Genomic DNA, 21,987 nt, shown 5'->3' on the forward strand with positions numbered 1-21,987 from the left:
ATTCGTATTGTTTAAATGCTACTAAGCATAATACCTTATGTTGAGTTAAGATGGTAGATGACTCCCAATGTACATATTGGCAAGAGGAGCCAAAAGCACTACTTTAGGAAACTTAACCATTTTTCCTAGTTGTTATAAACTTCCCTAAAAGTCAATAACATATGAAACTGCCTCGCGTTCCACTACCTCAGGATCTTCCCCTTTGATAAATCGTTCTAAGTTATTAAAGAAGCTAATTTAACCAAACTCTCATCAAAGCCTTAAAAACTAAAGTTATTTGGTTTTAAACGCCACCTGAATGTAAGTAAGTATCCCTGAATTACCTGCTGGTAACGATGATCGTAAATTTGGCTTTGGCAATGACGCTCCAATCAAAAGCCATACCAATCAATTCAATGGTAAGGTGAATAAGTCCTGATAATTCGCCAATCAATAAATGATAAGTTCTGTCTCCCTTATTCTGAGAAAAGTAGCCTCCCGTATGGTGCCGTATCCAAAGGTTTTTGTCGTAACGAGAATTATAAAAAGAATCTATTTAATGCAGCCAAATTTAATTGTGAAGGTTGCAAAGTATTTGCATGAAAATAGGCTAATAAAGTTCTGATAATTTCTGATTGTTATGGAGAAATTTTATAAGGAGCTATTTTTTCTGTTTATCCAGTTAAACAATTGGAAATAATAAAGGGCCGCATTGGTAAATTCCTTTAAGATGAGCAGTAATGGTGGGTAAATCCGCATTTTGAAAATTTTGAGCATTTTTTTCTGTTTCCTAGTAATAAACGCTTTCATAGGATACAAGTTTTAAAGCATATAAAAAAGCATATAAACCGGATTCGTTTTTTAGCTACCATACCTCATTAATCCTTCCTAGAGATACAGGTAGAGACTCACCAAAGAAAGATCCCAAGGAAAAATAAGAAAAAACCACATCGACGATAGGCTTGATTAAGGTAAAGTCAGCTGTCATAGAAATTAAATTTCACTCATGTCACCCCTGCCTTCGCAAATCACCTTGAGCATCTCCCCAGTAAGATCTACCACAGTGGAAGGATCTATGCTGGTTAATCCTCCGTCAATGATCAAATTCACCTGATCAACTAATTTTTCTTCTAATTCTACTACCTTAGGAAACGGCCAGCCTTGGGAAGAAGTAAGCGTGACACTCATTAAAGGTTTTTGAAAAGCCTGCAATAAAGCCTGGACAATAGGATGTCCTGGCACTTGGATACCGATTGTTTTTCGTTTGGGATGTAACATCTGATGCGGTATTTCTCGCGTAGCTAGTAGAATAAAGGTATAAGAACCTGGCGTATGAGCTTTTAAAAATCGGAAGGTAGGATTATCGATGCGAGCATAATTGGCAATCTCAGAAAGATCACGACAAAGTAAGGTAAAAAGATGAGCTTTATTCAGCTGTCCTAAACGACGTACCCGATCTACTCCGGATTTATTCCTCAAACCACATCCCAATGCATAGCCCGAATTAGTGGGATAAATAATCACTCCGCCTCCCTCGAGAGTGGCCACCGCCTGCCTAATTAAGCGAGACTGTGGATTGTCAGGATGTATTCGGATTGTCGACATAGATTAATAATAGTATATTATTGATTTTAGCAAAGCAGAAAAGACTAATTTTTAATGCGTTTCCTTTTCGATTACTTTCCAATTATTTGCTTTTTCATTGCCTATAAGCTCTGGGGAATTTACACCACTACTGCTGTAGCTATGATTGCGTCCATTTTACAAGTTGGTACTTATTGGCTGGGCTTTCGTCGTTTTGAAAAATTTCATGTTATTACTCTAATTTTCATTTTATTATTGGGAACCTTTACTCTCATTTTCCACAAAGCCATTTTTATCAAATGGAAACCCACCATTGTTTATTGGATATTCTCGGTGGTTTTACTAGGTAGTGATTTTATTGGAAAACACACCCTGATGCATCGAATGCTTAAAAAAAAATTGAGTTACCCAGTAAAATATGGTCTCGATTAAATTTGAGTTGGGCCTTATTTTTTCTTTTCTTAGGAATTTTAAATCTTGTGGTGGTATATGATTATGACACCAATGCTTGGGTGAATTTTAAACTATTTGGAACCTTAGGACTTATGCTAGTTTTTATTTTAGGGCAAGCTTTCTACATTGCGCGTCATTCGCAACCAAAAACCAAGTCCCATAGTTAATTATGTATTATGCAATCTATTGTAAAGATCAAGAAGACAGCTTCGAGCGCCGTCGGAGCGTTCGACCCGCACATTTACAGCGATTAGAGGAACTTCGAGGACAAAATCGTCTTTTGCTGGCGGGCCCTCTGCTTAATGAAGATAATGAAAATCCTATTTTAGGTGAAATTAAAGGTTCTTTGATTGTCGCGGAATTTGCCAATCTTAGTGCAGCGAAGGAATGGGCCGCAGCGGATCCTTATGTTACCGCAAATATTTATTCTCGAGTAATTGTCTACCCTTTTAAAAAAATTATGCCATAATTATTAAGCCTATGTCTCTTCAAGAAGATCGTATTGCTCACATTCAAGAACGACTTATGAAGGTTTTTCATCCAGAAAAATTAACCGTACGCGACGAAAGTCATTATCACGTGGGTCATGTCGGTGCTAAAGAAGGTAAAGGACATTTCGCTATTTCTATCGTAGCGAAAGCTTTTAAAAATAAAAGTCCCGTCAAATCTCATCAAATGATTTATAAAGCCTTGGATGATTTAATGAAAACGGATATTCACGCTTTGCGAATTCAAATAAAAGCATCTTGATCTACGAGCTCAAAACCAGTAACACGCCGACAATTTGTATCTTCTAAATAAAAAGTTAAAAATACACCAAAAAGCAATATAGTAAAACCCAATTGGTAATGCTAGGAATAGATAGAGACATGATGAATAGTATATTGGCGCCAGAATGAATTTAATAACCATCTCACCAAGGAGATAGAAACACCAGAAAAGGCTCTGCTATCATGTTATGTTAGTTAAGGCAGGCTGTCACTGTTAAGGGTGGAGGACTTAATTCACGACTTACTCAAAACACAATAACTTGCATGCTGGCAAATAATCTCAAAAAAATAACCCTAAAAGCAGCGGGTGATAGCTTAAATTAGGCACATATAAAATGACGGATAATAATATCACTTAAAATGTAGCTCCTACTGTCAAAGGCAATCTCCTGGATTTGATTCCGTCAGAGATTAATCCTATAAAGGGAGCTCCCGCAAACCAACCTAAATAAATAAGTAAAACCGTTCCGGCAGAAGCGGGTTTCAGAAAATGATAACTAGCTAATTAAATAAGACCCCAACGAATCAGGAAAGCCTGAAAGAAGAACCTGCAAGAAGAATAAATAACAAACAACCAATTCAATTATACAATTAATCCAAACTTGACGTTTATGAAGTAATTCTCATAATCCTTGTAATCCTTCAGGCAAACTAGACACTAATACTTTTTCTTCTTGAACTTTATGAGAAATAACAGAATTCCTGTTTCCCATTAAGAACAACAAAAGACTTAACAGAGTCCTAATAATAGCCACTAATAGCCACAGAATAGTTGGCAAGTCGCCATCCCTAGTAATTTACTAATCCAATCAACGAGGTGTCCCCCACAACCCCTCCTAATGCACCCAAGGATGTAGTAATTAAAAGCAAATTGATTAGCAGGCAAGTCCAGTCCAATACAAGCAATTTTTAGCGCTACAACAAAAGCAAAAGCTGATCCAAAACCTACTAAAAACCTACTAAAAGCCAACCTATATAAGCGATTTCCAAACTATCAGAATTCGGAAATAAATAAGTCCCCAAATTACACCTTACTAGGGCTATAGCCAAAACAATTCGGGGATTAAAACGATCCAACAAAACCCCTACTACAATACTAAAATCTGTATAGGAATATAAGTATAATAATAAGCCGCTTCTAAATTACGAAATGAGGTGACGTTTAATCGATAAGCAACTAAAAGTTGGGAAGTTATTACACTGGGGATAACTCGGAGAAGATAAGCATAAAAATAGAAAAGACCTATGAAAGCGCAAATTATCCATGGCAGATACCGAAAATTTTCCTTTCTGGCGATCTCTTGCATGATACCAGATTACCATTTTTATCTTTTATTCCAAACGAGCTACTCCACGGAAAGATGAGAAATTCCTATAAAGAAAGCAAAGCTTCTCTTGCCATCCCGTTTAAGTTAGGTTATAGTGCGACCCTCAGTTGCAGAGAAAAGAATATGAAAAAAGAAATTCATCCAAACTATCAAGAAGTTAAAGTCACCTGCAGTTGCGGGAATACCTTTTCTATAGGATCGATTTTGGAGCGAGATTTTCACCTGGAAATCTGCTCTGAATGCCACCCCTTTTATACCGGACAACAGAAAATTATTGATACAGCAGGTCGCGTTGAACGGTTCCGCAAGAAATACGCTAAACGCGAAGTAGCCAATACCGAAAAGGCAAAAAAATAATTCTTTTGGGCTATTGACTTACAAACTGCAAAACGTCTTCAATGGCAGCCAATGTCTTTTCCATATTACCTTTAACGAGTATTTTGATGTAAAAGCCGTCGCCATTTCTTAGCCCCTGGTTGTCCATGAAATAAACCATTCAAATGGCGTACCATCAAACAAATATAAAGGGCACTCCAACAACCAATTGCCAGGCTACATAAGATAAATAACGAAATAATATAATAAATAACGAAATAATATATTTTTTTGGGTTTTTCTTTTTTTGTTCTTCATTGAAATACAAATGATCAAATGGAACAAACGATCAAATGGAGCAAACAATAAAGGGTTAGCGTAGGCTTCTCGGCCAATCATCACCCAATCGACGTGGCCAAAATGACAATTGATGGCTTCGATAGTTTTGATACCTCCCTTAATAACCACCTCTAACTCCAGCAGAAAATCCCGCTTAATGCGGTAAACCATGGGATAGCACAACGGAGGGATAGTTCGATTTTCGGCTAGACTTAATCCTTTTAACCAAGCTTTACGACCGACCATGGATAATAAAAATACGAGAACCAGCGCTCGCCACAATCATCTACCCCTATTCGAGTTTTAATCGAGACGAGAATCTTGGGGACTGCTGCTTGCATAGCAGATACACAATCTGCTACTAAATTAGCTTCTCTTAAATAAGGACGCCCCAAACCGACCTGCTGTTACTCGGTTTCTGGGACAACCTACATTCAAATTAACTTCATCGTAACCTTGTTCATAAGCCATACGCGAATATAACCTGAAATCTGAGGCATTAACATTCGGTAATGTCGATCAGTGCAATTCATCATAGGCAATTCATCATAGGTGTAATAGAAATACGTCGATTTAACATGACAATATTTTAGTTATTTTTAAAAATCAATGAAAGTCTGGATAAGAAAGAATATTCGCTTCGTCAAATAAGTGAAAATTAACCAATTTGCTGTTTTAGGTGCTTTTCTAATTCTTTATCCAAGTCTCTTGGTATAATCTTTCTCAATAACATAAGCAATCATACCATTTAAAGGTTCACTAAGGGATTTATTTAAGAAGACCATAAAACGCCAAATGGGCGACCAAAATCAAGCGGTGAAATAAACCAGCTGTTCGACTGGCCTCTATTTTATTCGCTATTTCCTGAGCAAAAATTTCAGCTTCATATTTTTTCGGGTTGGTAGGTTTCACAAAGCTACCGCTTTCCCTACTTTTTGAATGAAACCACCTCAATCTATCAGAAGTCAATTTCGTATAAGGTTTCCGGCTTTCAGGATGGGTGTATTCCTTAATGGGTTCTAAATGCTCTTTTCCCATGAGGAATTTAAACCTGTTGATAAAAAATATTTTTATTTTACTAGCATTAGCTACAATAACTTAAGTTTTTATAAATCATCCTTTTATTGCATTCTACGATACAATTCGTAAACCCAATTTAACCGACACTGATCAGGAGTTTTCCCAAGTGGCGTTCGGCTATTAAGAATTTCTTTCCCTCGCAAAGTAACACACCAGCATTCCGAAGTGCTCTGATTGCATTGCTTCGAAATATAATCACCGAAGAGAGTACATTGAGGAATATAAATGTCGGCAGGTTTCGGAGTTTTTGACAATAAGGTTTTTCGAACATGCAAACAAGAATCTTCTTTGCGAGTGTAATCGTGACGTTTAATAAATACACTAAACGCAAAAACAAGAATCACTAATATTAAAATGTAAAAAATGGTTCTCATAGTAATTCATTCATAACTTCTTATTCGCTAACAATTCCTTTTTTTTTCGCTGTTTTTTTTGCTTTAGGGGTATCATAATGTAGTCGCCAGTAAAAACAGAATCTTCGAATCGTTCAATTTTTGGCTCCCCCGATATTACCATATCGTTCATCCTCCAATAAACATCTGGAAGATCTTGATATATTAACCAATCTACACCAATTGATTTTTGGACGTCATCAACCGATTTTTCGTGTGCGATTAATTCTGTAACTGTAGGCATATTTCCATACACATTAGGATAACGAATTTCAGGGGCCGCCGAAGCAAAGTATACTTTTTTTGCTCCTACATCGCGCTCCATTTGAATGATTTCTTTTGAAGTTGTCCCTCTTACTATCGAATCATCCACCAATAAAACAATTTTATTGGCAAACTCAGCTCTAATTACATTTAATTTTAAACGTATTGAACTCTGCTGACGCATAGCTTGACCCGGCATAATAAAGGTTCGCCCAATATAGCGATTTTTCATAAACCCTTCCGAATAAGGAATTTTTAAAACCTGGGCTAAAGCCATGGGCGGCATTACGACTCGTGTCAAGAATTGGAATTATCACATCAATATCATGATCCAGCTGCTCTCGTAAAATCTTTTTAGCCAAGCTTTTATCCATCCCGAGCCACGGGCCACGCCTGATATACAGGTACATTATCCATAATAGAATCGGGGCGCACTAAATAAATATACTCAAAAATACAAGGTGAATGACTAACCGTTTTAGCACATTGCTCTCGGTGAATTTGTCCTTCTCGATCAAAATAAATAACCTTACCAGGACCAACATCACCCAACAGTTCAAAGCCCAATGCATCTAAAGCAATACTTTCTGAAGCTAACATGAATTCCAGACCATTTCCGTTATCTCGTTTTCCATACACTAATGGCCGAATGGCGTGAGGATCGTGAAAACCCATTACACCATAACACCATAACCATTAATAATCATGACGGCAGCAAACGCTCCTTCGACTCGCTTATATACCTTCATCATCGCTTTAAATAATTGCTTGGGAGAAAGGTGCGCGCTTTCAGAATGCTATAATTCATGGGCCATCACGTTGAGTAAAATTTCTGAATCCGAATTAGTATTTAAATGGCGCAAATCCGTACGTATTAAATCATTCATCAATTCTTTAACATTCAATAAAGTTCCCATTATGAATTAAACTCAATCCGTAAGGAGAATTTACATAAAAAGCTTGTGATTCGGCAGGGCTCTCCGTTCCTGCCGTAGGATAATGAACATATCCGTCCCATATTTCCCAAGAGGCGGAGCATATGAGATTCATGAATTACGTCACGAACTAATCTACTTGATTTTCGTAAAAAATCCGCTCGCTATCACTTTCATAATACCAGCTGGATCTTGCCCACGGTGTTGTAAAATAGTCAACCAATCATAAATTGCTTGATTTACTTGGTTATGAGAAATAATACCGACAATACCACACATTACCATATCACCTCTATTAACTTCAGTTTGAGGTGGTTCTACCAACCATTGAAAAATATTTTTAAGCTGCCAAGGTAAAAACTGATTTAGCCGGGTTACTATCGGTTCAAATTTGGACGCTAATTGCGATTGGCTAACCGCCGTTCCGTCCTTGATATTACCCACACTAACAAAGATGAGAAAAATGGCAACGATAAGCAAACCACGTGCTGCTCCAAAAAAAATACCCAACAAGCGATCGGTAATAGTAAGTCCGGTTTTTTTTACGAGCACATGTATAATCAAATTAATAAAAATTCCAAAAATAAAAACAGCTAAAAACAAAATCCCAAAAGTGGCCGCATACCGAAGAGAATCCAAATTAATCCACGGGCGCAAATGAATTTGAACAGGTTCTGAAAATTTAAAAGCAATAACGATGGCCCCAATCCATATTACCAACGAAATAGCTTCTCGTACGAAACCACGAAAAAAACTAATAATAATCGAGAAAACAATAATTCCAATAATTGTGAAATCGACCCAATTAAAATGTGAAAAAATATTAAAATTCATTTCAGCGCCTATTATAAATTAAAACTATCTCTAAACCATTTTATATCGTTTAATAACACCCTTTAAATGCAAATTTTGTTTTAACTCCTTCTGGATTTGAATAATTTTAGCGTAATCAATTAGAGGACCTACAAAAATACGGCTGACTTTTTTTCCTTCATTACTCTGACGAATATAAGCATCAAACCCGCTCGCTTGCAATTGTTTAAGAAATCGTTTTGCATTGTCTTGATTTACAAAACTGGCCACTTGAATTACCCAAGCCTTAGGAGTCCTGGATAACAATAAGTTAGCTAACGAATGAGGTTTTTTTACAGCTACTTTTTGCTTAATTTCTGGAGATTTTTCAGCAACATTAAATTCATGGTGTTGAGTAGATGAAACTTCGGTTTGTGAGATGGTAACGACTTTGGGTTTTGCCGGGGATTCTGATGAAACCGTAGAGAGCGGTACATCGGCTGATTGTGAAGTCGAGGGGATAGTCTTTTCTTTTGATTCTGTGGTAATTAACTTTGAAGGAATAGGAATCGCCTTTGAAGTTGCCTTTTCTTCTAGCATTATAGGCTCTGACAATTGCAATTGCACTTCAAGTTTATCTGGTGCTTTCGGAACTGTCGCCACCATTGATAAACTGCTGGTTGGATGCGGGTTATGAAATAACAACGGCAAAAAAATTGCTCCTACGGAAAGAATAACTACCACTCCAATTAATCTTTGTTTAATTTTAATTTCCATGATTCTAGCCTCGGGAAAGAAATTGTTTAGCTATAGCCACTGTATAAAACGAACCAAAAACTACGATGCTGTCCTGCTCTTTACACTGTGCAATTGCTTTTTCAAACGCTTTGTTAATCGAAGTAAAATTATAACAATTTTCAACACCTTCTGTCTTCAAAGTTTCCGCCAATTTTTCACCTAAAGCACCGCGCATTCCTGCAAGGTCACCTACATACCAATGATCAATACAGGAAAGCAGGGGAGAGAAAATGCCTGAAATATTTTTATCTTTTAACATTCCTGCCACTGCAAACGTTCGCCCTGAATGAGGAGAACAACAAAGCTGTTCTGCTAAATAATGGGCCGATTGCGGATTATGTGCCACATCAAAAATAACAGAAACAGGCTTTTCCACTCGCTCAAAACGACCAGGTAGAGTAACTTTTTGAATACCAGCTACAATAGCCAATTTCTTTACAGGCAGGCGATTTTGTAAGCGAGCTACTACCATCAAGCTGGTGGCTACATTTTGAATTTTTAATTGAGGTAAAGGTAAAGCATCGTAATTAATTTTAGGTCCTTGCCACTTCCACGTTTTTTCATATTCGATTATTGAGAAATCTTTCATAAATTGGAAAACGGGGGCTTGCAAGAGTTGAGCTACTTCAAGGAGACTCTTCGGCGGATGAGGGTCGCCGCAAATCACTGGGCGGTGTGTCCGAAAAATTCCTGCTTTTTCCCGTCCAATAGACTCTCGATCACTTCCTAACCAATCTGTGTGATCTATATCAATTGTGGTAATTACCGCGACGTCTGGATCAATGATATTAACAGCATCTAACCTCCCCCCCAATCCTACTTCTAATAAGAGAATATCCAAGGTTAATTTTTTACAAATATAAAAGCAGGCTAAAGTGGTGAATTCAAAAAAGCTGAGAGGTTCCTGATCACGATTTTCTTCAATAAACGTAAAAGCTTCAATAAAATCCCTATCAAGCATTGGTTCGCCATTAAAACGCAAACGTTCATTAAAACATAATAAATGGGGCGAGGTATAAGCGGCTACTTGATAACCAGCAGCAAGATAAATACTTTCGAGGGATTTAACTACAGACCCTTTCCCATTTGTTCCTGCTACGGTGATGACGGGGCATGGAAAAGTAGTCAACCCTAATTTTTTTGCCACATGGATAACACGCGATAAACCTAAATCAATTTCACGACAATGAAGTGTATTAATATAATCCAGCCAATCGTTCATATCTCGCGGAGTCGTCATTTTACTTCTCCTGTTTGGGGAGCCCTAATTACTATACTTGCACCAGGTGAGTTCTGACAATTAATCCACAGAGGTTTAGACAGAGGTTTAAATTAAATTGTTTCTATGGGTTCCACATTCGGCTGAGGTCGGTGGGTTAATTTGGCAATTAGAGATGCTACGGTCGGTCTCAATTCGCGACGATCCACTACCATATCAATGGCCCCATGCTCTAATAAAAATTCGCTGCGTTGAAATCCTTCCGGGAGGGTTTCTCGAATGGTTTGCTCAATTACGCGGGGGCCCGAAAATCCAATCAATGCATTAGGTTCGGCAATGATAATGTCACCTAACATGGCCAAGCTGGCAGAAACCCCTCCCATAGTGGGGTCCGCTAATACTGAAACAAATGGAATTTGCTGTTTAGCTAACTGTGCCAATACAGCACCCGTCTTAGCCATCTGAAACAAGGAAAAGAGCCCTTCCTGCATTCGAGCTCCTCCGCTCGTTGAAAAACAAATAAATGGCCTTTCTTCATCCATTGCTGTCTCTGCGCCCTTTACAAATCGCTCACCCACGGCAGCGCCCATCGAGCCTCCGATAAAAGTAAAATTAAACCCCGCAGCAACAATAGGAATGGTATAGAGATTGCCTTTATACACGACCAGAGCTTCTTTCTCTCCAGCTGTTTTCTGAGCAGCATTAAGCCGATCTTTGTATTTCTTTGAATCACGGAATTTAAGGCGATCAGTTGATATGATGTTTTTTCCTATTTCTTGTTGCCCACCCTCATCTAAAAATTGCATCAGCCGTTTTCGAGCATTAATGCGAATGTGATAGTTACACTTAGGACAAACTTCTAAATTCCGCTCTAACTCGGCACGATAAAGAACCGCCATACAGGAAGGGCATTTATCCCAAATTCCCTCCGGCACTCCTTTTTTAGTAGGTGTAGAAATTCGGGGCAACAATTTTGTAAACCAATTCATCTTACCTGAACCTTAGTTAATTGTGGCAAAAAAACGGCTCCAGCGGGATCCGAGGTAACCTAAATTCTTGAGGATAGGTCACTTCTATCAAATACAATCCATTCGGCGACACCGTTACTCCTCCTTGACGACGATCTTTAGCTTTTAAGACAACTTCCGCCCATTCTGGGTCTTTCTCTCCACTGCCAATAGCAACCAATACTCCTACAATATTGCGCACCATATGCAGCAAAAAAGCATTGCCTTTCACCTCGATGACTACCATACGCCGAATTCGAAAAATTTCAATCTGAAAGATAGTGCGCACCGAAGTTTGTGATTGGCAGCCGGCTCCTTGGAAAGACCGAAAATCGTGCTCACCTATAAAAGATTGTACAGCCTTTCTCATTCGGTTTTCATCCAAAGGCCGGTAATGCCAACCTATCGCCTTGCGTAGAATGCCGGGGCGAATTTCATGATTATAAATCACATAGTGGTATCGTCTCGCTTGAGCAGAAAATCGAGCGTGAAAATTCTCATCTACTTCCTTAGACCATAAGATACTAATGTCGGGAGGAAGTTTACTATTAGCGCCGAAAACCCAAGCGTGTTCACTGCGATAAGAAGTGGTATCAAAGTGCGCCACTTGTCCACTCGCATGTACTCCAGCGTCAGTTCGACCCGCACAAACCAGAGAAACAGCATGATTAGCTACCGCCGATAACGCTTTTTCTACTTCTCCTTGGACCGTTCTAAGCTCTTCTTGAATTTGCCAGCCGTGATAGGCAGATCCGTCATAACGGATGCCTAAAGCAATACGAGCCATGATACTAAGCCCTGATAGGCAGGTCTTTCAAAAGTTCTTCCGCTTCCTTTCGTTGCTCTTTGTTTCCGCTTTGAAGAACTTGTTTTAGCACCCTTCGTGCAGCCTCCTGATCCTCCATAGCAATATACGTTCGAGCCAAATTGATTTTGGCGGGAATGCTTTCCGAACTACCCATGTAATCATACTCCTCCACTGTATCTCCTACGCTCTCACCCAAGAGATTATCCTTTCTCATTTCGCGATTATTCCCTTGGTTTTTTTTTTGATTAGGCCAACAAATCCAAGTTAATAGTAAAAGAATGATGATTGCTCCACCTATCAACATTTGAAACCCGCTGGGTCCAAGTTCTTTTTTTAACGAAGTCACCCAAGCTGCAATACTTAATTTCAGTCCTTGAGTCTGAGACCTGGATAATTCCGATTTGGTTGCTTGTTTTAACTGAATCAACTCCTGATTAAGCAACGTTATGGCTTTTTCCAAATTCTGTAGTCGTTGTTGGAGAAGTTGCACGTTACTACTTAGAGTAATAAATTGTTCATCGGTTTGTTGCTGAAATTGCAAATTATTCTGATTAAGTTGTGCCAACTTTCCTTGCAGGTCGCTCACAGAAGCCTGATCTAACGACGCAGGAGCTAAAGCTGAAACATCATCACTATTCGAAAGAGACATTGTGGCCGTCGAAGGCGCGACCTCCTTAACTGCAGGTTTATTTAGAGTGGCATCGTGAGAAGCTGCTTTGCTCGCTTTACTCAATAGCACATTTTTTTCCGGCGAAGCCTTTTTAGGAGGTTGTAGTTGGGACAAGACAATTGATGAGGGAGTTTGGCTGTCGGCCTCTTGAAAAAATTGTACGGGTGTAGTTCCCACCATCTCAAAACTAATTGCATTGGTAATCAGTGTGGTTAAAGCAAAGCTAAATAAAATACAACAAAGACCAAGATACCGTTTCACCGCCGTCTCCTGCGATTTTAATTTAAATAAGCTAAAACTATACCAAATTTCTCAATTATCAGATAGTTTGTTCGTCTTGGAAGCTGACTGGTCTCGTTCTCTTTCCTATTCCTAAATGTTTTTATAATCGGCCTATGCTATTTCGCCAACTGTCTGACACAACCTCTCGCACTTATATCTACTTAATTGCGAGTGGACCGAGCCGCGAAGCACTGCTGATCGATCGTGTGCTAGAACAACTCCCTTTGTTATCCAACTTTTTGAAGAATTAAAATTAAAATTAGTACTCACGTTAGAAACGCATACTCATGCCGACCACATAACAGCAGCCGGATCGCTCCAAGATAAATTTCAGAGTCAAATTGCGATGGGTGAAACGACCCAAGCTGAATCCGTCAATCTTAAAATTAAAGAAGGCGAAAAGATTGCTATCAGCGGAATAAAATTAGAGGCTCTTTACACTCCCGGACATATGAATAATTCGTATAGTTATCTTTCGAAGTCTGCGAATATTGAGACCACCAATCAACCTACTTTAATTAATCCAAAAGCACCCGTTCAGATTGTCACCTTCGAAGATCTCAAATGTCCTAATTGTGCTGGGTTTAGTAATGAACTCCTCCCCATCATTAAGAAAAAATACATCAACAAAGGGATTGCTAAATACAGTTTAATTACTCTCGCCTTTCTTCCCGGTTCTATTCCAGCCAGGAACGCCGCCTTATGTCTCTACGAACAAAATAAAAATTATTTTTTTCCCTTTTATTACTTATCTTTATCAACATCAGCCGGATGAAGCTCAAGACTGGGCTACAATTCCTCGATTGCTCCAATTTGCTCGGAATTCCGTACTGTAAGCTAACATGCAAAAGCTCAGCAATTTTATTTTTATCAGCAAACATACTAAGCTTCTACAGCAGAATTTAACCCTCGCAGGCAAAATTATGAACCCAACAGCCACTCCCCACGCTATACCTCAATGGAAAGATTGTAGAACCTTTAACAGCAAAACGTGCAACTGCATTAATAGAAGCAGCCGCTACACAAAATAGAACTTGATAATGAAACCTATAGTTTGTATTTCGCTTAATTAGTGGCACTTATTACTACTGCAGTTTCTCTCTATTTTAGTATTGCCCTGGGGTTTTCCTGTCTGTGATTTTTACTGGTATCAACAATGTATTTGAATTTATCCCTTAGTCCCTATCCTCAGAATCGCTGCTTATTTTTTTGATCGAGGAGTAATTAAATACACTTTACCACTCGCCCTCGCCCTCTTAGGTTTTTTATTTTCTCTTTATCAATACTTGCAACAAATGATCCCGGGATTTACGCCAATTGGCTTATGTGGCCCTTCGAGCCCTGACTGCAGTAAAATCCATTGGCAATTGGTAGAATTCATTACCTAGCCTTTGCTAAGGCATGATAGCCTCGTTAATAATTGCATTTTAATAATTGCATTTTTTTAATGCTGGCTTACTGAAGGTCCGATTAAGTTGGCGGTAATCAATTTCATTAAATCGATTGCCAAAAAAGATTTGTTATTTAAAGAAAATTTTTTTATTTCGCCTAAACGATTAATCACAATAACAGTATTTTCATCACATTCGAATGCCTTTTCCGAATTAAGTACAATCATATCCAAATTTTTCTGTTGTAATTTTATTTTTGCATTTTCTAAGTGATTTTCGGTTTCCAATGCAAAACCCACTATGAAAGGTTTGTTAGATAATCCGCCCACTACTGATACAATGTCGGGATTTCTAACTAAATTAAGAGTTAAATTAATTTTAGATTTTTTTATCTTTGTATTTGATTCTATTTCCGAACGATAATCGCTTACGGCTGCCGCACTGATAAATACATCATAATTATTTGAAATTCCCTGCATCACCGCTTCAAACATTTCTTGCGCAGTAACGACGTCAATACGATTAATTTTTTTGGAAAGGGATAAGTTAGTTGGCCCACTGATTAAAGTAACTTCGCCACCCATCTCAGAAGCCACCTCTGCCAAAGCATAACCCATTTTTCCAGAACTTCGATTAGTGAGGTAACGCACAGGATCGATGGCTTCGTGCGTGGGACCTGCTGTTATGAGCACACGCTTGCCCATCAGAATTTTTTCAATAGGAGGCTCTTCCAAACAACCGATTAATTCTTCAGGCTCCAACAATCGCCCCGGACCATAATCTCCGCATGCTTGAGAACCAATTCCTGGTCCAAATATTTCAATTCCATATTTTTGCAACCGTTTAATGTTCGCTTGAGTTACTTTATTGAGCCACATTTGTTGATTCATGGAAGGAGCCACAGCGATAGGCGCCTTCGTCGCTAAACAGAGGGTTGTTAGTAAATCATTCGCATGACCATAAGCCAAACGTGCAATGAAATCTGCGCTGGCGGGCGCTACAAGGATTTGGTCACACCAACGAGCGAGAGTAATATGCTCCATTTCGGAAGCGCTTTCTGAAGAAAATAACTCACTAGCGACTGGGTACCCTGACACTGCCTGAAAAGCCAATGGCCCGATGAAAGCTTTCGCTACCGAAGTCATTACGACTCGAACTAACGCCCCACGCTCCCTCAATTGACGGACCAATTCAATGCTTTTATAAGCAGCAACAGCACCTGTGATACCAAGAAGGATTTTTTGATTGCTTAACATAGATGGGAAACAGCATAACCTTACCTACTGAGCTTTATCAAGAAGCATCCCAGCTCCAAGTTCTACTCATGGGCTAACCTAATTTCGACCGTCCGCACGTAAATTTTGGTTTTTCGTGGTCCAAATTTTCTTCCAAACGTCGTTTCCCAAACAGTGAATTAAGAGGTGGCTGAGATGAGGTAGGTTCAGAGAAGGTGCAGATGAAAGTTGCACCTCTTCTTCTTTGTGCTCGGATTCTGATTATGATTCTAATTTGGCTCCCATTTCAGATGCTGATTCTAGTTCTAATTCAACCTGATAAAGAAGCAAAACCTCTTCTGTTTCAAAATGCAGATCTCCGTCTCGGTGAAGACAAATTAGACACACTTTAGCAGTAGGCACTTCCTCTGAAATTTCAATTTCCTCTTTTCCCATTCTCACATTAGAAACTGCCATTAAAGCTTTCCCTATTTCCTTAAACAAATCGTCCAGAAAAATAATTAAATTTTCCCGATTTCTAAGATGTCTTTCTGCTATTTCTTTAATTTTTAATTTAGTTTGTGGCTAGTCCGTTAGAGAATCCGACCATCTTGTATAAATAACATCTTCATCAGCTATTATCATTCCAGTTTCTTCTTTTAATTTGTTTAGAACTGCTTTGCTAGATAAAGGAATATCAATATTATCTTCTATTATTATCTTTAAGGCGAGCAGTTAAAATCGAAATTGAGCACATTAGGGTAAGCTGCTTTCTTATATCTTTAATTTTATCTATAACGGCTTTATTTAAAGTAGTGACACTGATTTGTTTGAATGGTAGATATTAGGATATAAAACTGTATAATCAACATCGAAATAAACCCAAGTCTTAATCTGAATTTCAGGCTATACGTTCTCAGCGATTTCAATCGATCCTCTCCGAATAAATCAAACAATTGAAGCTCAGTTTCTTGATAACAGGGTAAAGCTTCCCAACTCAATTCTTTTAAAAAAATTGGATAGATGAGGCACTCCTCTTGATAAGGAAAATATTTTATTGTATTTTTTAAGTTCGCCGAGCAATTTTCCTGAAAAATAAAGTTTATCATCTCTTCTTGTATAGAGAATTATTTCCTCTAACTTAGGAAAGGCTTTTAGTTGCTCAAGACTTAATATGATTCCAATTTCGCTAAAAGCTATTTTTTTCTATAATAGATTTGACCTTCTCCCCCTTCAGGATCCAAAAAGGTTTCTGCCATAATCAGCACCTGTATTTTTTCTATCTCAAGGTCGGCGATAATTTTTTGATATAAAGTTATGTTGAGAATTGGAACTGGTAGTTGGTGCTGGGCCCAAAGAATGAACAAATTCTCCAGGGGGGGCTCTAGGGGGCGGGCTATCAACAAATCTTTTTTATTACTTTCTCTCATAGCGCGTAAACTTTGCTCTCAACCGAGAGAGGGAACTATAAAACACTTACATTAAAGAAATATTAAAACTTCACAAAAAACGCTTATTTTTGCCGTCATAAAAAATGATTTCATAAAAAGTGCCTATTCCAGTCATCTCACGGCTGTCCGAGGGACGAGGGAGTGGTAGATGGATAAAAAACGAACTTTACTCGCTATTTTTCCGATCAGCGTTCTTCATGTTCTTTTAAGAATTTTTTACGAAGACGGATAGATTGCGGCGTAACTTCTACTAATTCGTCGTCCGCAATAAATTGCAAAGCCTGTTCTAAGCTGAATTTAATATTTAATAGGCGGCGTTAAAATAATATTTTCATCACTGCCCGCAACAGCTCGAATATTAGTAAGCTGTTTTTCACGGCAAACATTTACAACCAAATCATTATCCCGTGAGTGTTGCCCGACAATCATACCTTTGTAAACCAATTGTGGTCCAATAAACAAATCTCCTCGTGCTTGCAAATTCTAGAGAGGATATGCCGTAGCAACACCTTGGCTATTAGAATTAGTACACCACGATTGCGTGTTTGCAAAGATTCATCGATCAATGGCCCATAATGGTCGAACACGTAATACATAACGCCCGAACCAGATGTTAAAGTCGAAAATTGAGAATGAAATCCAATTAAACCCCGCGTTGAAATCATGTAATCCAAGCGCACTCTTCCTTTTCCATCCGGGATCATATTTTTCAAATTCCCCTTACGTTTTGCTAAATTTTGGATGATGTCTCCTTGATGTTCTTCTTCGATATCCAATACTAAATTTCCAAAAGGCTCACACCCTACTCGATCAATGAATTTTTTAATCACTTCAGGACGTGAAACCACAAACTCATAACCTTCGCGGTGCATATTTTCAATCAATATCGATAAGTGAAGCTCACCTCTTCCGGAGACAATAAATTTATCTGGATCAGCAGAGCCTGGCGTAACTCGCAAAGCCACATTAGCAATTAACTCCCTCTCTAACCGTTCTTTAATTTGGCGACTCATTAAAAATTTTCCTTCGCGACCTGCGAAAGGTGAATTTGCGAAAGGTGAATTATTAACTTGAAAAGTCATGCTAACCGTTGATTCGTCGACAGTAAAGGTTGGCAAAGCTTCCGGGTATTGTGGATCGCAAAGCGTGTCCGAAATTCGCAAATTTTCAATGCCTGTAACCAGCCACGATATCACCGGCGATGGCTGTGTCAATATCGACTCTCTGTAGCCCTAAGAATCCCAACAGCTGCAAAATTCGAACCGAACGCTTCTTACCTTCGCGATCAATAACAATCGCTGGTGTATTTCGACGTACGGTACCGCGTTGAATCCGTCCAATCCCAATGCCTCCCACATAACTCGAATAATCCAACGAGGAAATTTGCATTTGAAAAGGACCATTCAAATCAACTTTAGACGGTTCTACCTTCGACAGAATCGTTTCAAAAAGTGGCTTCATATCCGAAGAAGTTAACGAAGGATCCAATGTAGCATAGCCTTTAAAAGCTAAAGCTGATGCATAAACGAGTGGAAAATCCAATTGAGCATCTGTTACATCCAGGCTTACAAATAAATCGAAAACTTATTCTACTACCCAATCGGGGCGTGCTCCCGGGCGATCTATTTTTTGTTAATTACTACAATCAGTTTTAACCCCCCACAAGAAAGCCTTGCGAGTTACAAACCGTGTTTGGGGCATAGGGCCTTCAACTGCATCTGCCAGAAATAAAACAGAATCCACCATCGATAAAATACGCTCTACTTCGCTACCGAAATCGGCATGACCCGGCGTATCGACTATATTTATACGATAATTTTTCCACTGAATGGCGGTGTTTTTCGCAAGAATAGTGATACCACGTTCTCGCTCCAACTCATTAGAATCCATCATCCGATCAATGGACGCCGTTCGACCACTTAGGGTACCCGATTGCTGGAGCAACTGGTCAACTAAGGTAGTTTTTCCATGGTCGACGTGGGCGATAATGGCAATATTGCGGATGTTTTCTATCATAAATACCTCATCCTTACAAAGAGGCAATCGAATTAGAGAAAAGCATCCTCTTCGCAAGGATAATAAATAATGGATCTTTTTAGTACAAAATGAAGTTCACTGCTAATGAAATGTGCCGTCAGCAAAAAAGTTTTCGTTAATTAATACCTCTGCTATTTGAATGGCATTAAGCGCAGCACCTTTGCGAATATTATCGACCACTATCCAGAAATTTACTCCATTAGGATAGGAAATATCTTTTCGAATACGTCCGACAAAAACCGCATCAGCACTAGCAGTAGCAGCATGGCTAATTGCAGTCGGATAGGAATTATTTTCATCTACTACAATAACCCCTGGTGCTTGGGCCAAGCATTCTCTCACCTCTTCAAGGCTGATAGGATCGCGCGTTTCGATATGCACAGCTTCGGAATGACCAAAGAAGACAGGAACACGAACGGCTGTCGGGTTGACCCACAAATTAACATCGCCCATTATTTTTTGGGTCTCCCAGACTATTTTCATTTCTTCCTTTGTATACCCATTTTCATAAAAAATATCGATGTGCGGAAGGGCGTTGAATGCAATTTGCGCAGGGAAAACACTGGATTTTTTGATAGGTTCACCATTTAACAAATGGGCCGTTTGTTCTGCTAACTCTCGAATAGCTTGTCGACCCGCTCCTGAAACAGATTGATAGGTGGCAACATTGACTCGGGTAATTCCTACCGCATCATAGATAGGCTTTAAAGCCACCACCAATTGAACAGTAGAGCAATTCGGGTTAGCAATGATATTGCGATTACGATAGTTTTCTAAAGCGGAAGGATTCACTTCTGGCACTACCAAAGGGATATCATCCTCATATCGAAAATGGGAGGTGTTATCGATCACAATACATCCTGTTTCTGCAGCCCGCGGCGCATATTCAGCTGAACGTTCGGCTCCAGCTGAAAAAAAGGCAAATTGGACCGTGGAAAAATCGAATTTTGCTAGATTACGAACTTTTTTTTGCTTCCCACCAAAAAGTACGCTCTTTCCTTCTGAATTCTCACTCGCAATTGGGTATATTTCTCCCACAGGAAATTGTCGTTCGTAGAGGAGTTGGAGGATTGTTTCCCCAACTACTCCCGTTGCTCCTACGACAGCAATATCATAAAACACAGTCATTCTTTACTTCCTCAACACTTCATAAATTTTGGGCCTTATGTCGCAAATAGTGGTCCATTAAAACTAACGCCAACATAGCTTCAGCAATGGGCGTAGCACGAAGTCCCACGCAAGGATCATGACGACCCCTAGTAATCACTTCCGCTTCTTTTCCTTTCATATCAAAAGTTTTTCCAGGGATCCGGATGCTTGATGCTGGTTTGAAAGCAAGGCTTACCATGATATCCTGACCCGATGAAATGCCTGCTAATATTCCTCCGGCGTGATTAGATAAAAATCCTCTTTTTCCCATTTCATCGCGATGAGTTGACCCTTTCTGTTCAATTACCGCAAACCCGTCTCCGATTTCTACTCCCTTTACTGCGTTAATCCCCATCATAGCGGAGGCGATCTCGGCATCTAACTTGTCAAATACAGGCTCTCCTAATCCTATAGGAACTCCTTTAGCCACCACGTTAACCTGAGCTCCAATTGAGTCCCCTTTGCGTCGCAATTCCATGATGAACCGTTCAAGTTCAGGAATTTTATCTTCATCAGGAAAGAAAAAAGGATTATTTTCTACAAGAGAGAAATTAATTTTTTCTGCCCGAATAGGCCCTACGGCAGCAGTATATGCTTGAATGTGGATTTGTAATTTTTCTCGCAAATACTTTTTAGCGATAGCGCCGGCAGCAACTCGCATCACTGTTTCTCGAGCTGAAGCCCGTCCCCCACCGCGATAATCCCTAAGTCCGTATTTCTTAAAATAGGTATAATCTCCATGCCCCGGGCGAAACAACGACTTTATTTGTGAATAATCCCGAGGACGCTGATCTGTATTTTCAATTAGTAATGCAATCGACGTGCCTATGGTTTTTCCTTCTAAAACGCCTGATAGTATTTTGACTTGGTCAATTTCTCGTCGCTGTGATGTGAAGCGTGACTGACCAGTTTTACGTCGATTAATGTCCGGTTGGATATCTCCTTCGCTTAAGGCAAGGCCAGGAGGGCACCCATCCACAATGGCCACTAACGCCAAACCATGGCTTTCACCAGCAGTAGTGACGGTAAATAGTTTTCCAAAGGTATTCCCAGACATCGCATTTTAATAGCATTAATACTATAAACTGTCTATATTAAATGAGAAGCCGCATTTATTTCCCACATTCCTGCTCTTAGAATGGCCAGGGGCTGTGGGGTATAAGAGCTTAACTATTCTAGATAAGATAAAGAATTACGGCTATGGCAAAAAAATCAATAGACTCAGAAGAAATTGATTTATTTTGCAAAAGCGTCAAGGAAGTCCAGCCACTCAAACATGATAAACACTGGCTCAGACCAAAGAAAAAAACTTCCATCTCACTCTCACAAAAAAAAATTGCTCCCGCCTCGAGTTGGCAAACGTATCTTGATTCAAATGATTGGCTTGATGCAGAAGATCCGATACACTTTGCCAAAATTGGTTTACAGCATAAATTGATCCATCGTTTAAAGCGAGGGCATGTGCCGATTGAAGCTAATATTAATTTACATCGACAAACAATCGATGAAAGCGTGAGAACAATCACACATTTTATTAATGACTGCTTAGCAAAAAACAAAAGATGGATATGCATCATTCATGGTAAAGGTCACTTATCCAATGACAAACCCATCTTAAAAAATTTTCTAAATAATTGGTTACGCGATAATCCAAATATTCTCGCTTTTCATTCAGCTCCACCCCATCAAGGTGGTACAGGCGCATTGATTGTTTTACTTAAGTAATGGAG

At 39.1% G+C, this 21,987-nt stretch carries 19 protein-coding genes and 5 pseudogenes; 7 read left to right on the forward strand and 17 right to left on the reverse strand.

The window, feature by feature from the left end:
- Positions 1-972: 972 nt before the first annotated feature.
- Positions 973-1,584, reverse strand: a complete 612-nt coding sequence (locus CleRt_RS05225; protein WP_048875340.1) for an L-threonylcarbamoyladenylate synthase — start codon at positions 1,582-1,584, stop codon at positions 973-975.
- Between the two features lie 54 nt (positions 1,585-1,638).
- On the opposite strand from CleRt_RS05225, the pseudogene CleRt_RS05230 reads away from it, so the two are divergent.
- From CleRt_RS05230 to rpmE, 4 genes and pseudogenes are all read left to right on the forward strand, one after another.
- Positions 1,639-2,183: pseudogene (locus CleRt_RS05230) on the forward strand (septation protein A).
- A 2-nt stretch (positions 2,184-2,185) separates the two neighbouring features.
- Entirely contained in the window at positions 2,186-2,485 is a 300-nt protein-coding gene (locus CleRt_RS05235; RefSeq protein ID WP_048875341.1) for a YciI family protein, read from the forward strand.
- An 11-nt stretch (positions 2,486-2,496) separates the two neighbouring features.
- Entirely contained in the window at positions 2,497-2,766 is a 270-nt protein-coding gene (locus CleRt_RS05240) for a BolA family protein (RefSeq protein ID WP_048875342.1), read from the forward strand.
- A gap of 1,471 nt (positions 2,767-4,237) precedes the next feature.
- Positions 4,238-4,471, forward strand: coding sequence for a 50S ribosomal protein L31 (gene rpmE, locus CleRt_RS05250; RefSeq protein WP_048875343.1), 234 nt, complete (start codon positions 4,238-4,240; stop codon positions 4,469-4,471).
- A 195-nt stretch (positions 4,472-4,666) separates the two neighbouring features.
- Here the strand turns inward: rpmE and CleRt_RS12075 are convergent, their stop codons facing one another.
- From CleRt_RS12075 to CleRt_RS05300, 11 genes and pseudogenes are all read right to left on the reverse strand, one after another.
- Positions 4,667-5,050, reverse strand: coding sequence for a tRNA-dihydrouridine synthase (locus tag CleRt_RS12075; RefSeq protein WP_235378885.1), 384 nt, complete (start codon positions 5,048-5,050; stop codon positions 4,667-4,669).
- Positions 5,051-5,134: 84 nt separating this feature from the next.
- Positions 5,135-5,239, reverse strand: a complete 105-nt coding sequence (locus tag CleRt_RS14150; RefSeq protein WP_371440221.1) for a tRNA-dihydrouridine synthase — start codon at positions 5,237-5,239, stop codon at positions 5,135-5,137.
- A gap of 297 nt (positions 5,240-5,536) precedes the next feature.
- Entirely contained in the window at positions 5,537-5,806 is a 270-nt protein-coding gene (locus CleRt_RS12080) for a host attachment protein (RefSeq protein ID WP_235378886.1), read from the reverse strand.
- A gap of 83 nt (positions 5,807-5,889) precedes the next feature.
- Entirely contained in the window at positions 5,890-6,222 is a 333-nt protein-coding gene (locus CleRt_RS05265) for a thyroglobulin type-1 repeat-containing protein (RefSeq protein ID WP_048875344.1), read from the reverse strand.
- 76 nt (positions 6,223-6,298) lie between these two features.
- Positions 6,299-7,718, reverse strand: a pseudogene (purF, locus tag CleRt_RS05270) (amidophosphoribosyltransferase); the annotation flags it as partial.
- A gap of 117 nt (positions 7,719-7,835) precedes the next feature.
- Positions 7,836-8,273: pseudogene (locus tag CleRt_RS05275) on the reverse strand (CvpA family protein); the annotation flags it as partial.
- Positions 8,274-8,303: 30 nt separating this feature from the next.
- Entirely contained in the window at positions 8,304-9,008 is a 705-nt protein-coding gene (locus CleRt_RS05280; protein WP_048875345.1) for an SPOR domain-containing protein, read from the reverse strand.
- 4 nt (positions 9,009-9,012) lie between these two features.
- A complete protein-coding gene (gene folC / locus CleRt_RS05285) occupies positions 9,013-10,269 on the reverse strand; it encodes a bifunctional tetrahydrofolate synthase/dihydrofolate synthase (protein WP_235378887.1) in 1,257 nt (418 codons plus the stop codon).
- 92 nt (positions 10,270-10,361) lie between these two features.
- Positions 10,362-11,237, reverse strand: coding sequence for an acetyl-CoA carboxylase, carboxyltransferase subunit beta (accD, locus tag CleRt_RS05290; RefSeq protein WP_048875346.1), 876 nt, complete (start codon positions 11,235-11,237; stop codon positions 10,362-10,364).
- Between the two features lie 16 nt (positions 11,238-11,253).
- Complete coding sequence (gene truA / locus CleRt_RS05295; protein ID WP_048875347.1) at positions 11,254-12,042, reverse strand: tRNA pseudouridine(38-40) synthase TruA; 789 nt, start codon at positions 12,040-12,042, stop codon at positions 11,254-11,256.
- Between the two features lie 4 nt (positions 12,043-12,046).
- Positions 12,047-12,994: a FimV C-terminal domain-containing protein gene (locus tag CleRt_RS05300; RefSeq protein ID WP_048875348.1), complete on the reverse strand. Its 948-nt coding sequence runs from the start codon at positions 12,992-12,994 to the stop codon at positions 12,047-12,049.
- A gap of 367 nt (positions 12,995-13,361) precedes the next feature.
- On the opposite strand from CleRt_RS05300, the gene CleRt_RS12085 reads away from it, so the two are divergent.
- Complete coding sequence (locus CleRt_RS12085) at positions 13,362-13,790, forward strand: thioredoxin domain-containing protein (RefSeq protein WP_235378888.1); 429 nt, start codon at positions 13,362-13,364, stop codon at positions 13,788-13,790.
- 297 nt (positions 13,791-14,087) lie between these two features.
- A pseudogene (locus tag CleRt_RS13400) lies at positions 14,088-14,400 on the forward strand (disulfide oxidoreductase); the annotation flags it as partial.
- Between the two features lie 59 nt (positions 14,401-14,459).
- On the opposite strand, the gene coaBC reads toward CleRt_RS13400, so the two are convergent.
- From coaBC to aroC, 5 genes and pseudogenes are all read right to left on the reverse strand, one after another.
- Positions 14,460-15,662, reverse strand: a complete 1,203-nt coding sequence (coaBC, locus tag CleRt_RS05310; RefSeq protein WP_048875349.1) for a bifunctional phosphopantothenoylcysteine decarboxylase/phosphopantothenate--cysteine ligase CoaBC — start codon at positions 15,660-15,662, stop codon at positions 14,460-14,462.
- Between the two features lie 240 nt (positions 15,663-15,902).
- Positions 15,903-16,097 (reverse strand): hypothetical protein, encoded by a 195-nt coding sequence (locus CleRt_RS05315; protein WP_048875350.1) that lies wholly within the window; start codon positions 16,095-16,097, stop codon positions 15,903-15,905.
- A gap of 1,159 nt (positions 16,098-17,256) precedes the next feature.
- Positions 17,257-19,087: pseudogene (gene typA, locus CleRt_RS05325) on the reverse strand (translational GTPase TypA).
- Between the two features lie 102 nt (positions 19,088-19,189).
- Complete coding sequence (locus CleRt_RS05330; protein WP_048875352.1) at positions 19,190-20,236, reverse strand: aspartate-semialdehyde dehydrogenase; 1,047 nt, start codon at positions 20,234-20,236, stop codon at positions 19,190-19,192.
- A gap of 19 nt (positions 20,237-20,255) precedes the next feature.
- Entirely contained in the window at positions 20,256-21,314 is a 1,059-nt protein-coding gene (gene aroC, locus CleRt_RS05335; protein ID WP_048875353.1) for a chorismate synthase, read from the reverse strand.
- A 143-nt stretch (positions 21,315-21,457) separates the two neighbouring features.
- Between aroC and CleRt_RS05340 the strand changes: the two genes are divergently transcribed.
- Positions 21,458-21,982, forward strand: coding sequence for a Smr/MutS family protein (locus tag CleRt_RS05340; RefSeq protein WP_048875354.1), 525 nt, complete (start codon positions 21,458-21,460; stop codon positions 21,980-21,982).
- The last annotated feature ends 5 nt before the right edge of the window (positions 21,983-21,987 follow it).

This window comes from Candidatus Coxiella mudrowiae (assembly GCA_001077715.1).
GTDB lineage: Bacteria > Pseudomonadota > Gammaproteobacteria > Coxiellales > Coxiellaceae > Coxiella > Coxiella mudrowiae.

Bases quoted from the DNA above. Each gene is read 5' to 3' on its own strand.
- CleRt_RS05225 (WP_048875340.1), bottom strand. From the start codon at position 1,584: ATGTCGACAATCCGAATACATCCTGACAATCCACAGTCTCGCTTAATT.
- CleRt_RS05235 (WP_048875341.1), top strand. From the start codon at position 2,186: ATGTATTATGCAATCTATTGTAAAGATCAAGAAGACAGCTTCGAGCGC.
- CleRt_RS05240 (WP_048875342.1), top strand. From the start codon at position 2,497: ATGTCTCTTCAAGAAGATCGTATTGCTCACATTCAAGAACGACTTATG.
- rpmE (WP_048875343.1), top strand. From the start codon at position 4,238: ATGAAAAAAGAAATTCATCCAAACTATCAAGAAGTTAAAGTCACCTGC.
- CleRt_RS14150 (WP_371440221.1), bottom strand. From the start codon at position 5,239: ATGGCTTATGAACAAGGTTACGATGAAGTTAATTTGAATGTAGGTTGT.
- CleRt_RS12080 (WP_235378886.1), bottom strand. From the start codon at position 5,806: ATGGGAAAAGAGCATTTAGAACCCATTAAGGAATACACCCATCCTGAA.
- CleRt_RS05265 (WP_048875344.1), bottom strand. From the start codon at position 6,222: ATGAGAACCATTTTTTACATTTTAATATTAGTGATTCTTGTTTTTGCG.
- CleRt_RS05280 (WP_048875345.1), bottom strand. From the start codon at position 9,008: ATGGAAATTAAAATTAAACAAAGATTAATTGGAGTGGTAGTTATTCTT.
- folC (WP_235378887.1), bottom strand. From the start codon at position 10,269: ATGACGACTCCGCGAGATATGAACGATTGGCTGGATTATATTAATACA.
- accD (WP_048875346.1), bottom strand. From the start codon at position 11,237: ATGAATTGGTTTACAAAATTGTTGCCCCGAATTTCTACACCTACTAAA.
- truA (WP_048875347.1), bottom strand. From the start codon at position 12,042: ATGGCTCGTATTGCTTTAGGCATCCGTTATGACGGATCTGCCTATCAC.
- CleRt_RS12085 (WP_235378888.1), top strand. From the start codon at position 13,362: ATGGGTGAAACGACCCAAGCTGAATCCGTCAATCTTAAAATTAAAGAA.
- coaBC (WP_048875349.1), bottom strand. From the start codon at position 15,662: ATGTTAAGCAATCAAAAAATCCTTCTTGGTATCACAGGTGCTGTTGCT.
- CleRt_RS05315 (WP_048875350.1), bottom strand. From the start codon at position 16,097: ATGGCAGTTTCTAATGTGAGAATGGGAAAAGAGGAAATTGAAATTTCA.
- CleRt_RS05330 (WP_048875352.1), bottom strand. From the start codon at position 20,236: ATGACTGTGTTTTATGATATTGCTGTCGTAGGAGCAACGGGAGTAGTT.
- aroC (WP_048875353.1), bottom strand. From the start codon at position 21,314: ATGTCTGGGAATACCTTTGGAAAACTATTTACCGTCACTACTGCTGGT.
- CleRt_RS05340 (WP_048875354.1), top strand. From the start codon at position 21,458: ATGGCAAAAAAATCAATAGACTCAGAAGAAATTGATTTATTTTGCAAA.